Origin of the sequence: Pseudoalteromonas undina, from assembly GCF_000238275.3 — a bacterium.
Classification (GTDB): domain Bacteria; phylum Pseudomonadota; class Gammaproteobacteria; order Enterobacterales; family Alteromonadaceae; genus Pseudoalteromonas; species Pseudoalteromonas undina.
Genome location: NZ_AHCF03000003.1, coordinates 1,657,514 through 1,671,690, shown reverse-complemented (window position 1 = coordinate 1,671,690; position 14,177 = coordinate 1,657,514). Strand labels below are relative to the sequence as shown.

At 39.8% G+C, this 14,177-nt stretch carries 10 protein-coding genes; 4 read left to right on the top strand and 6 right to left on the bottom strand.

Going from position 1 to position 14,177, the window contains the following annotated elements; translation table 11 throughout:
• Positions 1–677: 677 nt before the first annotated feature.
• Positions 678–3,383, top strand: a complete 2,706-nt coding sequence (locus PUND_RS11325) for a TonB-dependent receptor (RefSeq protein WP_010389603.1) — start codon at positions 678–680, stop codon at positions 3,381–3,383.
• A gap of 107 nt (positions 3,384–3,490) precedes the next feature.
• On the top strand, positions 3,491–4,858 hold the full coding sequence (locus tag PUND_RS11320) for a hypothetical protein (protein ID WP_010389605.1): 1,368 nt from the start codon (positions 3,491–3,493) through the stop codon (positions 4,856–4,858).
• A gap of 38 nt (positions 4,859–4,896) precedes the next feature.
• Here PUND_RS11320 and PUND_RS11315 read toward each other — a convergent pair whose 3' ends face one another.
• The 6 genes from PUND_RS11315 to PUND_RS11290 form a co-directional block, all read right to left on the bottom strand.
• Positions 4,897–5,151 (bottom strand): hypothetical protein, encoded by a 255-nt coding sequence (locus PUND_RS11315; RefSeq protein WP_010389607.1) that lies wholly within the window; start codon positions 5,149–5,151, stop codon positions 4,897–4,899.
• A gap of 75 nt (positions 5,152–5,226) precedes the next feature.
• Positions 5,227–6,063 carry a peptidoglycan binding protein CsiV gene (locus PUND_RS11310; protein WP_010389608.1) on the bottom strand — a complete coding sequence of 279 codons (837 nt, stop codon included), beginning with the start codon at positions 6,061–6,063 and terminating at the stop codon, positions 5,227–5,229.
• The gene (gene mfd, locus PUND_RS11305) at positions 6,063–9,536 is read right to left on the bottom strand and encodes a transcription-repair coupling factor (RefSeq protein WP_010389609.1); all 3,474 of its coding nucleotides are present in this window, start codon (positions 9,534–9,536) and stop codon (positions 6,063–6,065) included. The genes PUND_RS11310 and mfd overlap by 1 nt, the downstream gene beginning before the upstream one ends.
• Before the next feature lie 50 nt (positions 9,537–9,586).
• Positions 9,587–10,480: a carbon-nitrogen hydrolase gene (locus PUND_RS11300; protein WP_010389610.1), complete on the bottom strand. Its 894-nt coding sequence runs from the start codon at positions 10,478–10,480 to the stop codon at positions 9,587–9,589.
• Positions 10,477–11,532, bottom strand: a complete 1,056-nt coding sequence (locus PUND_RS11295; RefSeq protein ID WP_010389611.1) for an agmatine deiminase family protein — start codon at positions 11,530–11,532, stop codon at positions 10,477–10,479. Before PUND_RS11295 ends, PUND_RS11300 begins: the two co-directional genes overlap by 4 nt.
• 120 nt (positions 11,533–11,652) lie before the next feature.
• Positions 11,653–12,255: a PilZ domain-containing protein gene (locus tag PUND_RS11290; RefSeq protein WP_010389613.1), complete on the bottom strand. Its 603-nt coding sequence runs from the start codon at positions 12,253–12,255 to the stop codon at positions 11,653–11,655.
• A gap of 287 nt (positions 12,256–12,542) precedes the next feature.
• Here PUND_RS11290 and PUND_RS11285 point away from each other — a divergent pair, with 287 nt between their 5' ends.
• Together PUND_RS11285 and PUND_RS11280 are read left to right on the top strand one after the other, a co-directional pair.
• On the top strand, positions 12,543–13,100 hold the full coding sequence (locus PUND_RS11285; protein WP_010389615.1) for an RNA polymerase sigma factor: 558 nt from the start codon (positions 12,543–12,545) through the stop codon (positions 13,098–13,100).
• Positions 13,097–14,173 carry a FecR family protein gene (locus tag PUND_RS11280; protein WP_010389617.1) on the top strand — a complete coding sequence of 359 codons (1,077 nt, stop codon included), beginning with the start codon at positions 13,097–13,099 and terminating at the stop codon, positions 14,171–14,173. The genes PUND_RS11285 and PUND_RS11280 overlap by 4 nt, the downstream gene beginning before the upstream one ends.
• Positions 14,174–14,177: the final 4 nt, after the last annotated feature.

The window sequence follows — 14,177 nt, the reverse complement described above, 5'->3', positions numbered from 1 at the left end:
CGTATAACTCTAGTGGCAAAGCCCATTGTCCTTCACCTCACATGTAGTTACCTGAAACTGAAGCACGTCTCTTAGTGTAAGTATTTTAACTTAATAATAAGTATCCCTTTTGCACATCTACTTGCTTTAAAGATTATAGCCATCCTTTATTACCCACAAATACATTTATAAAGCCCTCGTCGATTTAACAGCTGTTTTTTATTAATGTGTAGTGAGCTCGTAATTCACTATAAGCATAAAATTTACCTGGTTAAAGCATATAGCAAAATTATTCAGACTAAATAAACAATCTACTTGCATAAATATGGTTAGTAATTAACACCTAGTTTTACCTTTTTAATAACGATCTGTGATTAACATGTTAATTTTCCTGTTTAGGGCACATCACCCCGATAATTACATTTGATTACAAACTCAACCTATTTGATTTCATGTGTGTTTTTTATGTGATTAAGCTTGCTTTAGTAGCTGATTTTTAAATGTTTTTATTAATTAACAATGAAACAATGGTTAACAACAGTACCTTTTTTGTGTACATGCAAATAGGGGTGGTCTTTTATTGATCTGTCGTTAAGTTTTCATTCAGTTAGGGGCGCCTAAGTTGCTCCCGCTCACTCAAAAATCTCATAAAAGTGAGTGTTGCCAATTTAGGTAAATTCAACAAGTAGGGTTCATTCATGAAAAAATCAACTCTTGGTTTAGCTGTTATTGCAGCAATCCCAATGTTCTCAAGTGTTCAGGTTTTAGCTGCAGACGAAGCAGCAAAGTCAATTGAAAAAATTCAAGTAACGGGTTCTCGTATCAAGCGTTCAGATATGGAAAACGCAAGCCCTGTTACACTTATCGGTGCAGACGACATCAAAGCAATGGGCGCTACAAGTATTGATAGCGTATTACAGAAAATGACCGCTACAGGCGGTGCAATGACAAACCCAGGCGTTAATAATGGTTCTGGTGGTAATGCCCGCATAGACCTTCGCGGTCTGGGTTCAAGTCGTACTCTAGTACTTGTAAACGGTCGTCGCATGATTGCATCGGGTACTGGTGCAGCATCAACTGTTGACTTAAATACAATCCCTGTTTCTATGATCAAATCAGTGGAAGTACTAAAAGATGGCGCTTCTGCAGTTTATGGTACTGATGCAGTTGCTGGCGTAGTAAATATTATCCTAAAAGATAATTTTGAAGGCCTAGACATGAATGTTAATTCAGCAATTACTGGTGAAGGTGACGCAACAGAGAACTCAATTGATTTCACTGTTGGTAGCTCATTCGATAAAGGTAACATTGTTATCGGCATGCAATACACTGATCGTGGTAAAGCATCTCAAGCTGATCGTGATTTCTCAAACTGCCCAATTGCTGAAGGTGCTAACGGTTTATATTGCACTGGTTCTTCATACAATGAAGGTGGTCATATCTGGAATGGTACAAGCGAGAAAGGGACTATCCTTGATGCTAAAGGTGAAGAAATACAAGTATCTCTAATCAATGATAATGGTGTAACAGGACGTGGTGGCGATTACCATCGTTATACTAATGAAGATGCTTATAACTATTCACCAGCAAGCTACCTGTACACGCCAATGGAGCGTTTAAACTTAACAGGTATCGCTACATACGAACTATCTGATGACACGAGCGTATTTGCTGAGTTTACTTATACTAAGCGTTGGTCAGAGCAACAGATGGCACCACAGCCAGTTTGGTTTGATTTTGAGTACGACACTGCGACTATGGGTAACTCATTATTAAGTCAAAGCTATGATAAGCGTGTTGATTTAGATGGTGACGGCTATTTAGATAAAGATGCTGATGGTAATTACATCACACAAGAAACGAATTACGTAAATGGTGATGCAATTTCTTACGGCCGTCGTATGTCTGACACCGGCGCGCGTTACTTTGAACAATCAGTTGATACTGTTCGTGCAGTAGTGGGTGCTGAAGGTTTTGTTGGTGATTACTCTTGGGACGTGTCAGCGAACTTCGGCCGTAATGACTCTGTTGACAAGCTAAGCAACTTACACAATATGGGTGCTATTCAAGATCAAATCCTTGAAGGTAAATTTAACCCACTTGATCAATCAGCTTGGGTTTCTGAAGATTTCCGCAAAAATGTGTACACTGAAGTTAATAACGGCGGAAGCCAGCTGTTTATTCTTTCAGCATCTGTATCGGGTGAGTTATTCGAATTACCAGCAGGTTACTCTGCATTTGCTGCAGGCATAGAGCGTCGTCAAGAAAAAGCATGGTTTACACCTGACTCTTTAACTGCACAAGGCCTTGCAAACGACCCTATGGTTGAGCCAACAGCCGGCGGTTTTGACGTAAACGAAGCTTATGTTGAATTTGCTATACCTCTACTAGCAGATGCTCCTCTTGCACAAAATGTTGAATTAAGTGCAGCTATTCGTGCATTTGATTACAGCACATTTGGTTCAGATGAGACTTGGAAACTAGGTCTTACTTGGAAAGTAAATGATGAACTAATGCTACGTAGCGTCGTTTCAACAGCATTCCGTGCGCCAACGGTTTCTGAGTTGTACTCTGGCAATTCACCATCGTTTGACCAAATTGATTATCCAGGTGCTCAAGACCAAGCAGAAGTAACTGTGGGTGGTAATGATTCACTTACTCCTGAAGAAGCAGATACTTTAACTGCTGGTGTCGTATACGAGCCACAATGGCTTGACGGCTTCTCAATGACGCTTGATTACTATGAAATCGATATTGAAAATGCAATCACTAAAGTAGATAGCCAATATATTGTTGATCAGTGTTTAAATAATGGTGCAAATGCTAGCACTGCACTTTGTCAGTCAGCAGGCGTATCTATGGATGCAACTGGCCGTGTTAAATTCAATAATCAATTACAAAACGTTGGTTCTGAAAAAACATCTGGGGTTGATTTAAATCTTGCATACAGCTTTGAAGTGGCTGGCCTGAACTGGAAAACAAGCTTAGACACAACTTACTTAGATGAATATGTTGTAGAAGTTACTGGTGACCCAGTTGACTATGCAGGTATTATTACATCAGGAACGGGTGGATATGCTGACTTTAAATCTAACTTAACTGTAAGTGTTGCAGGCGATAACTGGGATGCACAATACCAAGCTCGTTACATAGCTGGTATGGATAGCTTCGCATGTATCGGAAAAGAAGATTCTTGTTATGCACCAAGCACTCCAACAGTAGTTTACCATGATATCAGCGGTAATTACTTAGTGAATGACACAGTAACTTTATCTGCAGGTGTAAACAACTTGTTTGATAAGCAACCTCCTTACTACACAGGTAATAACGATTCAAATACTGACCCGTACACATACGATGTACTAGGTCGTCGTTTCTTCGCAGGTGTAAACGTTAAATTCTAATTTTAACTAATTAGAACCATTAAAAGGCCTAGTATTTACTAGGCCTTTTTTGTTGAACAAAATTAAAGAGGCACGTAAACTCAGGTAGATAACCAAAGGAGGCATCATTGTTAAAGCAAGACGAAAATTTATCGTTTGTTATTGAACCGCAATTATCACCGCGTGCAGAGCAGCGTCTCGATCTTTATTTTTCTATCCCAAATGAAATGGGTATTAATGCACAAACACTTAGCGAAGAGTCTTACTTTAATAATCAATTTAAATCTTTTGTAGCCTACAACGCTAATAATATCCATCTTCCATTGGTAAGAAGCCGCTTTGTGAGTAAAAACAAAGGGGAGCAACAAGACTACCGACAAAATCTAAATTTATATTGTTATCAAGTACGCCTTGCTATTGATGCTGATATTAAAGATGCGTTAAAAATTCAAGAAAGCGATGAATTTTATCAACGGGCTATGGAGCTTTGCGAGCAAAGCCAAAGTCTACTCAGAAAACTCAGACGTTACACCCCTGATAACGAAAAGCTGATCCCGTTTTATACCAATGCCGATAACTACCTAAGCTGGCAGATTGAACAAACGTTTTTAAAGCTGCTTGATGAAGGGCCGCGTAGTAGCGATCACGCTAAAGAGCGAAATGACTTATTAAACTTTTGTAAGTCAGAGAGTGAGTATCGGGCAGAGCAACAATATAATTCTGACTCAACACTTAAAGACGCCAACAGAATTACCAATAAAATGCGCCTATTACAGCGTTTAATAGAGCATGGAGTGATTTTACAGCGCCAAACCCGATACCTTAATAGTTATTTAAAACGTTTGGTAAAAGGCTCTGTAACGGCTGTTATAATGGCCTTTGTGATGGTAGTAATACTCAATGCGCGTTCTACCTTTACTGAAATAACCGCTTCATTAATTTTAATTTTAGGGGTTATTTACGGGCTGAGAGAAATATTTAAAGAAGATATTACCCGTATTATTTGGCGTGCTATTGTACGGGGGCGGCCAAAATGGCGCTTTATTTTTAAAAACAGTATTACAAAAGATAAAGTAGCGAGCCAGTTTATTTGGTTAGAATACACGCGGTTTAAAAAAATCCCTAAAGAAGTGAGGAAAATTTTCTCTAAGCGTCGTCAGCAAAATAAACAGGCGGCGCAATGGCTGCATTTTGCTAGTGAAACGCGGGTCAGTGCTAAAGAATTTTTGCCAGGCTACGATAGCTTACAGCAAACACTGCAATTTAATCTTGCACCGTTTGCACGTTATTTAAAAAAGGGGGAAGGGAAGCTGTACCATTTAGAAAATAATAAAATTTCTAAGCAGGGAGTCGAAAGACGCTACCAATTAAATATGGTATTGGTTTTAACCGAATCTGATAATGCGCTGTATCAACGCTATAAAATCACTTTAAATCGCAGTAAAATTGTTAATATAGAGCTAATTTACACCAGTGACACTAAAAAAGAGGAATAACACAGGTTATTCCTCTTCTTTACTTAAACTAAACTAGACTATTTATCCGTTAGTCCTTTTTTGCTGTATAGCGTTACTTTGTCTGATACTAAGGTAATTTCGATATTTTTAGCGTCATTACCCCAAGTACAACTAGTATGCAGTGTTTTTTCTATACAATTATCAGCACTGCCTAAAAGAGCTTCAACTTCTGTTTTGTCCATACCAATTTTAATCTTTTCATAATTTTCTAAGTTTACTTTTGAACAAGCAGCAAGAGTCAGTGCCGCTGCAATAATGAGTAATTTTTTCATTGTTATTTTCCTTTGATTGGGGTCTGTTGATCTTTCAAGATTAAATTTGCAAAGGTCAACAGACCCTAAATACTGTTAATGGTTAAATTTTCGAATTTGCACAATCATCCCCATACGAGGGTGATCAAAATAATGAATGTCTTCACTAAACACCCGTCTAAACTGTGAAAAACGGGCTGATTCTAGATCGCCATTGTCACGTTTTTCACTTATATCATAGTGTGCATTAATAAATAAGTAATGGCGCAAGTGTATTTTAAATAGCCCATCTAACTCCCATTTCATGTCGGAAGATTGAGCTTCGTCAAATAGTGGTTTAGGCGTATTTATTAAGCTAATAAAATCAGAATCGGCGTAACTAATCGCAGTGTTTATATTGTTTTTTAATTGGCTGCCTGCAAACAAATGAATGCTAGGCGAGCGTGACTTGCTCGCACCCTCAAATCGCCACCCGGTATGCAATAAAGGAGTTAGTCCTTTGCGGTTTAGAGCTTGGCGTTGTGATTGAAACTGCAATTGCTCAGGGGCTAACAGGTAAGTTTGCTCCATCGTCTCTTGTGCAGGTGCTTGAGGTATTACTGGTAACACATCGTAACTTTTTACATAATCAATGCTGTCGTTACACGCTGCTGACTGAGGATTTGAGTTGACTAAAGTGTCAGCAAAGGTACGTTTTTGAAAACGCGGATCGCCATTTATACACGCGTCCATTGCTTGTTTTTTATAAACAGGGCTTAGTAAATCTAAGGTGTTTTTATCTTCTATGGCGTCGTGCTTTAAGCTAAAGTCTTCTTGTAGGTATGGAGCAGGGCGTTGTTTAAATATCAACACTTCTACTTCAAACCAACGCTCTGCAAATGCAGTACTACTAAACAAGCAGCATAAAACAACCAGCGATTTTTTCAGCAACATTAATGGCTAACCTTTTTTTCGAAATCTGCAATCATAGCAGTGATCATTTTTAAGCGTTCACGGGCATTCGCCTCGCTAATGGCAAAGCGTAATTTATTTGCGCCATCCATCTTATAAATATGTGGCGCACTTTGTATCAAACCAATAATGAAGCTAGGATTAACCTTAGTATTTTGACTAAACTCAAAGTAGCCCCCTTTCGGGTTTGCCTCTATTTTGGTTATGCCTAGATTACTCGCTTGCATCTTTAGTTGTTGTAAACTAAATAAGTTTTTAGCTGCATCGGGCAATAAACCAAAGCGGTCTATTAATTCAACTTGCAGCTCATCAATATCAGCAAGGTTAGCACAACTTGCTACTCGCTTGTACATACCTAAACGCGCGTTAACATCATGAATATAATCATCTGGTAACAAAGCAGGTAGCTTTAAGTCTACTTCTGTTTGTTTTTGTAATAGATTTTCAAGGGTTGGCTCTTGACCATTTTTAAGCGCGTTAACGGCCTGCTCAAGCATTTCCATATACAAATTAAAACCAATGGTCTGCATTTGCCCTGATTGATCATCGCCTAATAGCTCACCCGCACCACGAATTTCTAAATCATGAGTTGCTAAGGCAAAGCCTGCACCTAAATCTTCCAGTGATGCAATCGCGTCTAAACGTTTTTTCGCATCTTTAGAGAGTGCCTTAGGGTTGCCGGTAAGTAAATAAGCATAGGCTTGGTGATGGCTTCTACCTACACGTCCGCGTAATTGGTGTAGCTGAGCAAGACCAAGTTTATCGGCTCTATCCATAATTATGGTATTTGCTGTGGGCACATCAATACCGGTTTCAATAATCGTGGTACACACAAGGACATTGTATTTTTGATGATAAAAGTCGGTCATTATTTGCTCAAGCTCTTGCTCTCGCATTTGACCATGTGCAGAGGTTACTGTTGCTTCTGGCACCCATTCGCTAATTTCTTGAGCGACACGTTCAATAGTTTCTACGTTGTTATGTAAAAAGTATACTTGGCCGCCACGTTTAATTTCACGTAGTACCGCTTCGCGAATAAGCTCTTCGTCGCGTTGGCGTACAAAGGTTTTAACCGCTAAACGTTTAGCCGGTGGAGTGGCAATAATTGATAAATCACGCATGCCACTCATCGCCATGTTTAATGTACGCGGAATAGGGGTTGCGGTAAGAGTGAGTATGTCAACATCTGCTCTCAGGGCTTTAATTTTTTCTTTTTGACGAACCCCAAATCGGTGTTCTTCATCAACAATTAACAGGCCTAAATCTTTAAAGTTGATATCTTGTTGAATCAATTTATGAGTGCCAATAACCACATCTAGCTTGCCATCATTCATTCTTTCAAGGGTTTCTTTTTGCTCTTTGGCCGAATTAAAACGCGATAGCACCCCCACTTCAATTGGAAAATCAGCAAAGCGGTCTTTAAAGTTATCGTAGTGTTGTTGAGCAAGTAGGGTGGTAGGGACTAAAATAGCCACCTGCTTATTATCGTTAACAGCTACAAAGGCTGCCCGCATAGCTACTTCGGTTTTACCAAAACCAACATCACCACATACTAAACGATCCATGGCTTGTTTTGACTGCATGTCACCAAGTACCGCTTCAATGGCGTTACGTTGATCATCTGTTTCTTCAAACGGAAAGCTATCACTAAATTGGCGATAAGCTTGGCCATCAAGCGTAAACTTATTACCTGGCTTGGCTTGGCGTTGTGCGTAAATATCGAGTAACTCTGCAGCCACATCGCGTACTTTTTCAGCGGCGCGTTTTTTCGCTTTATCCCAGGCATCAGAGCCGAGCTTATGCAGTGGCGCACTGGCCTCTTCACCTCCAGAATAACGACTAAGCATATGAAGTGCCGATACCGGCACATACAGTTTTGCTTCACCTGCATAAGTAATAGTCACAAATTCAGTCACCACATCGGCGGCATCAATCGTTTGCAGCCCTTGATAACGGCCCACACCATGGTCAAGGTGCACAACCGGTTGACCTTCTTTAAGTTCTGCTAAGTTACGAATTAACGCGTCTTGGCTTGCTTCATACTTGTGCTTACGGCGTCTACGTTGTGATACTTTAATCCCAAGCAATTCTTGCTCGGTAATAATGCTCAAGCTAGGTTTTGTGCTAAGCACCACACTTTGCTCAAGCGGACTGACAATTAAACCAACGTCATTACTGCTGTTGGTAAACTGCTCAAAGCTATCAAACTCTTTAAATTTTAAGCCGCTGGGTTTTAATATACTCAGTAATGATTCGCGTCGACCGTCCGACTCAACGCTAATAACAACTCGGCCTTTTTTCTTTTTTTGTTCAGCTACATAGTTAATAAATGCATCGTAGGGTTGATGTTGTTTATGATCGATGCGTACATTGGGCAACTCATTAACTGCGAGATTTTTATTGCCTGCTTTTGTGCCTAACTTTGCTTGCGATAGACGAATGCGGCCATAATTGCCTAAATTAGAAAACAGCTCATTAATTGGCTGATATAACTCATCGGGCGGTAATAGTGGGCGCAGAGGATCTACACGGCGGTTCTCATAGCGTACATTAACATCGTGCCAAAAGTTATCTGCTGCATGCTCTAAATCCCCTAATTGCATGACGGTTGTTGAGTCAGGCAAGTAGTCAAAAATGGTTGCTAAGCCTTCAAAAAACAGCGGCATGTAATATTCTATACCTGCTGGCCAATTACCTTTGCTGACCTGCATGTAGACTGAGTCTTGCTCAGCACTTGCGCCAAATTTTTCACGATAGCTTATTCTGAAACGTTCAATATCTGATTCGTTAGTAGGAAACTCATGAGCAGGTAGTAGCTCAATTTTTTCTACTTTTTCGTCTGAGCGCTGAGTTTCCACATCAAATAAACGGATGGTATCAAGCTCATCATCAAAAAAGTCGAGCCTAAATGGATGCTTACTCCCCATGGGGTATAAATCAACAATTGAGCCGCGTATAGCGTACTCGCCATGCTCCATAACTTGTTGCACATGTAAGTAACCTGCCTGCTCTAAATTGTCCCTCAGAGCATGAGTATCTAATCTATCGCCGACTTTAAAACTCAGCGTTGAGCCGTATATAAATGATGCTGGGGCGGTGCGCAGCATCAAGGTTGATACCGGAACAATGAGTACGCTTTGTTGCTCTTTTTTCAGTGTGTTGAGTGTTGCTAAACGTGCTGAAATAATATCTTGGTGGGGCGAGAAGTGATCATAAGGCAATGTTTCCCAATCTGGAAAAACCATTACTGGGTTATCAGGCAGCAAGTACTCTAATTCGGTTTCAAGGCGCAGGGCACTTGGTGTATCAGGGGTAACAATTAACACTAAGTTGTCTTGCTGCTTAACACCTTGTGCAATAGCAATGCTTAAGCCACTGCCTAGAAGTTCGCCCCATTGAATTTTATCTTTTTGAGATTTTACCCAAGGCAAGGCTGCCCATTGCTCAAACGCCATTAATTACTCCATTAAATTAGGCTCTTAACGAATAAGAGCCACATTATTATTTAGTCACGGTAAATTTTTGTTAAATCTTGATAATGATCAATCCTACGGTCGCGTAAATACGGCCAAATACGTCTTACGTTCTCGCTACGTTTTTGATCAAGTTTTACCATTAATATTTGTTCATTTTGGTTATCAGCCTCTGCCAACATCTCGCCTTGAGGGCCTGCAATAAACGAGTTGCCCCAAAATTGAATGCCGTCACTTTGACCGCTAGGGTCGCTTTCATGACCAACTCGATTACAACTAATCACCGGAACGCCATTAGCAACCGCATGCGCTCGTTGTGAAATAACCCAAGCATCTTTTTGGCGGGTTTGCTCGTCTTTATCATCGCGTGGATCCCAGCCAATAGCTGTCGGGTAGATCAAAAGTTCAGCACCGGCCATTGCCATTAAACGCGCGGCTTCAGGAAACCATTGATCCCAACACACCAGCACGCCAAGCTTACCTACTGAGGTTTGAATAGGCTCAAAGCCTAAGTCTCCGGGAGTAAAGTAAAATTTTTCATAAAACCCTGGGTCGTCTGGAATATGCATTTTACGGTATTTACCTGCAATGCTGCCGTCTTTTTCAAGCACCACGGCGGTATTGTGATAAAGACCCGTAGCACGTTTCTCAAATAATGAAGCTACAATAACAATACCGAGCTCTTTTGCGAGTTCGCCTAAAGTGTTGCTACTTGGGCCTGGTATTGTTTCGGCCAAATCAAATACATCAACGTCTTCGGTTTGGCAAAAATATAAACTGCGGTGTAACTCTTGTAATACAACAAGTTGCGCGCCTTTACTAGCTGCATCGCGAATGCCCGCAATTGACTTTTCAATATTATGTTCAGCGTTGTCACTGTTGCTTTGTTGCACTAAGGCAACTGATAAATGTGCAGGGCTTGTCATTGTGCTGCTCCAGCTAAAAATCCACGAGGTAATTGCATTGTAATGCAGTGAAGACTGCCAAATTGCTCAATAATAGGTAAGCAATTTACACCAATAATTGTGTGCTCTGGGTATGCTTTTTGAACTTGTGTTAAAGCACGTTGGTCGTTTACATCGTCATAAATAGGCACTAATACTGCGTTATTTATAATTAAGTAATTTGCATAGGTGGCAGGTAGACGCGTATTTTCATCGTCATACACGGCTTTTGGCCACGGTAACTCAATTAGCTTATATGGGGTGTTATCAGCAGTTTTAAAGCTTTGTAGTTGTTTTTCCATGGCATCTAGCGCGCTAAAATGCTCATCGCTTTTATCGTCACATTTTACATACACAAGGGTGTTGTTAGGTGCAAAGCGAACGAGCGTATCAATGTGGCTATCGGTGTCGTCACCGGCTAAATAACCATGATCAACCCATAAAAAATCAGTAGCGCCTAAGTGCGCTTTTAAAAGTACTTCTATGTCACTTGGGTTTAAATCAGGGTTACGGTTTTTATTCAGTAAACATTCGCTAGTTGTTAGCAATACACCATGTTCATTAATTTCAATACCACCGCCTTCAAGCACCATATCGAGGGCTTGATACTGGTTGTTTGTATTGCTTAGCTGTTTAACTAATGTGTGGTTTATTTGATTATCAAGGGCACTTTCAAACTTATTACCCCAGCCATTAAAGGTAAAGTCGTAGACTTTTAATTGCTCTGGCTTTTCTATAGCGCTGCACGTAAGTGGGCCATGGTCGCGCGCCCACGTATCGTTAGTGGGAGTAACAACAAAATATACACGGGTCTGCTCAATACCAGCATCATTTAGTAATGAGTTAATGTGGGTTTTTAATGCTTCATCATGAGCTACAATCACTAAGGCTTGTTGCGCGGTAATATGTTTTGCAAGTTCAATATAAACGGGTTCAACACGCGCTAAATTATCAGCCCAATCGGTATTTTTATGAGGCCATGTAAGCATAACAGCATCTTGCTCGGCCCATTCAGGTAAAAGTCTAAAGTTCATGGATTTTTAATACAAATAAAGATGGGGCTAGTTTAGCAGTTCAATTACAGCTAAGTCACTTTTAAATAAACGTTTGAACTACAATTTAAAGCGATTTAAACAGGTAAATAAACACTCGTGTTACTCGTTTGAACTCTCTTTCGCTTTTTCAAGTTGTTGGCGCTTTTTAAGTTGGCGTGTTTGCGCATGTAAACTGGCTCTAACAACCAACTCTTGATCACTGTCTCTTATTGATACGAATAGCAGGGTATACTGGTAATGCTCATTGTCTTGTTTTTCTATAGCAACAACTTCGCTATAACAATACACCGCAGAGGCTTCATGCTGTAAAAACAGTTTGGTACGAAATTTCTGACCTAATGTGTACAAATGTTCACTGGTAAACTTAATTCCGCCGCCGCCATAACTATCGCAATAAATTGAGTTATCTTCAGGTTGTTCTGAAGCTAAAATATGGCTCATGATCAAATCTATCTTACGCGACTGGGCTTGTAAAAACGTCGTCAGTTCTTGGGCAATATCTCCTAAGTTACGCAAAGGGCCTAAAGCGCTTTGATCTAAACTACTGACTTCGTTAGCAAGTTTAAATAAAGGCGGAATATCTGCGTCTAGTTCAGCCAAACTTTTTGGTACCACTGCGTCATCTACGGCAAATAGATTGACGCGATTGCTCTCTTCAATTTGAAAGTAAAGCTCAAAATCAGCTAATTTTTGATTATTCATTTTTAACTCCTAGCCTCTATCCGTTAATAGTAGCGTTGCGGTTATTAAATTACTACACAGCAACCCAATAAAAATTAAGCTAAATAAGGGTTTGGCTTCACTATAAAAACGCTAGGGGTGCTACTTTTAATACAGCCATAATGATTAAGAATATAATAAATATTAATACATTTATACTGAGTACGTATATTCGCAACTAATAAATAACCAATAATTAACAAAATGCCTTGTAATTAACCATAAAACTCGTAATCTTACCGTAATAATAATAACAAGGGACTACCCACGTGGCTCGAGGAATTAAATTAGCCAGTACATTCTCAGATATATCCACGCAACTGCGGCGCTTTGTGTCTAAAATTGTGTTACCTGACGATGTTGATGATATTGTTCAAGAAACCTTTGTTAAAAGTTATGAAGCAGAGCTAAAACAAGATATTCAATACACCCGCAGCTATATGTTGAAAACAGCTAAACATCTCGCCCTAAATCATATAGCTAAATGGGATAATAAATTTAGTACTCCTTTAAATCACGAAACTGAACTTCCTAAATTGCTTAAATCAATGCAATTAGAAGATGAATACACCTCCAAAGAACGTTTTTTACTATTTTGTCGTGCTACTGAGCAGCTAAGCCCTGTAGTGAGAAAATGTTTTATATTAAAAAAAGTATATGGGATGAGCCAAAAAGAGATCGCACAGCAAATGCAGCTAAGTCAAAGTACGGTAGAAAAGCACATTGCTAAGGGGCTACTAAACACCATGCTATATATGCGCGATCAAGTGCAAGATGAGAGTGAACATTGCCAACAAAGTGCGAACATAGTGAGGGCAGTAAAATGAGTAACATCCATCAATTTACTTCAAAAGAATTAATCTTAGAAAAAGCATCGCAATGGATAAGTGCGATTGATCGTGGCTTAAATATACAAGAGCAAGAGCAATTCAAACTTTGGATGTTACAAAGCACGGCTCATCAGAATGCGGTATATGAATTAGCACAATTATGGGATGACTTAAGTGTGCTTAACGAGCTCAGCGTATTGTTTCCTAATAAGCACTCTGCAGGCATTAAAACAAAGCCTTCCTATGTATATGGTATTGCGGCAAGTGTTGTTGCAGCTTTAATGATGTGCAGCTACTTTTTGCTGAACATGGGGAGCAACTTTAACCAAAATTTAGCTAAAGTAAATTACACAAAAATTTATAAAACAAAGGTTGGCGAACAAGCAACCTATGTTTTACCAGATGGCACAATAGTTCAGCTCAATACTAATAGTTCACTAGAAGTCGCTTATAGCCAAGGACGTAGACAGTTATTACTAAGCCGTGGAGAAGGGCGTTTTAACGTAGCTAAAGATGCATCACGACCATTTAGTGTGATGGCGGGTGACAAAAGCTTTACCGCACTTGGTACAGTCTTTAATGTTCAGCGCAATACCTCTTCTGATCTCGAGTTGGTAGTCACTGAAGGTAAAGTGATGATCACCGATCCTAGCGTTGCCGTTAATGCTGACGATTTTAAAGCGTATCAGCAAGCTGATAACAGCAATCACGAAATCCGCCAGATCAATGCCAATATAGTGATATCGGGTGAAAAAGCTATTATTGAACAGAGCGTAACTAAACCAATTACACAATTATCGGTTGATGACGTACAACGCGATTTAGCTTGGCAAAATGGCATGTTGATTTTTAATGGTGAACAGTTGGTTGATGCCTTAAACGAGGTTAGCCGTTATACCGCCACGCGGTTTGAATTATCATCTGATGAATTAGCGCGCATTAAAGTGGCTGGCGTCTTCAAAGCAGGTGATGTTGCAGGGCTGTTAGAGAGCTTACAAAATAATTTTTCAATTGAGCATGAACGTTTAGGCGAGCATGTTGTTAGTTTAAAATATCAAAAAAAATCATAGGTAA

Bases quoted from the DNA above. Each gene is read 5' to 3' on its own strand.
- PUND_RS11325 (WP_010389603.1), top strand. From the start codon at position 678: ATGAAAAAATCAACTCTTGGTTTAGCTGTTATTGCAGCAATCCCAATG.
- PUND_RS11315 (WP_010389607.1), bottom strand. From the start codon at position 5,151: ATGAAAAAATTACTCATTATTGCAGCGGCACTGACTCTTGCTGCTTGT.
- PUND_RS11310 (WP_010389608.1), bottom strand. From the start codon at position 6,063: ATGTTGCTGAAAAAATCGCTGGTTGTTTTATGCTGCTTGTTTAGTAGT.
- mfd (WP_010389609.1), bottom strand. From the start codon at position 9,536: ATGGCGTTTGAGCAATGGGCAGCCTTGCCTTGGGTAAAATCTCAAAAA.
- PUND_RS11300 (WP_010389610.1), bottom strand. From the start codon at position 10,480: ATGACAAGCCCTGCACATTTATCAGTTGCCTTAGTGCAACAAAGCAAC.
- PUND_RS11295 (WP_010389611.1), bottom strand. From the start codon at position 11,532: ATGAACTTTAGACTTTTACCTGAATGGGCCGAGCAAGATGCTGTTATG.
- PUND_RS11290 (WP_010389613.1), bottom strand. From the start codon at position 12,255: ATGAATAATCAAAAATTAGCTGATTTTGAGCTTTACTTTCAAATTGAA.
- PUND_RS11280 (WP_010389617.1), top strand. From the start codon at position 13,097: ATGAGTAACATCCATCAATTTACTTCAAAAGAATTAATCTTAGAAAAA.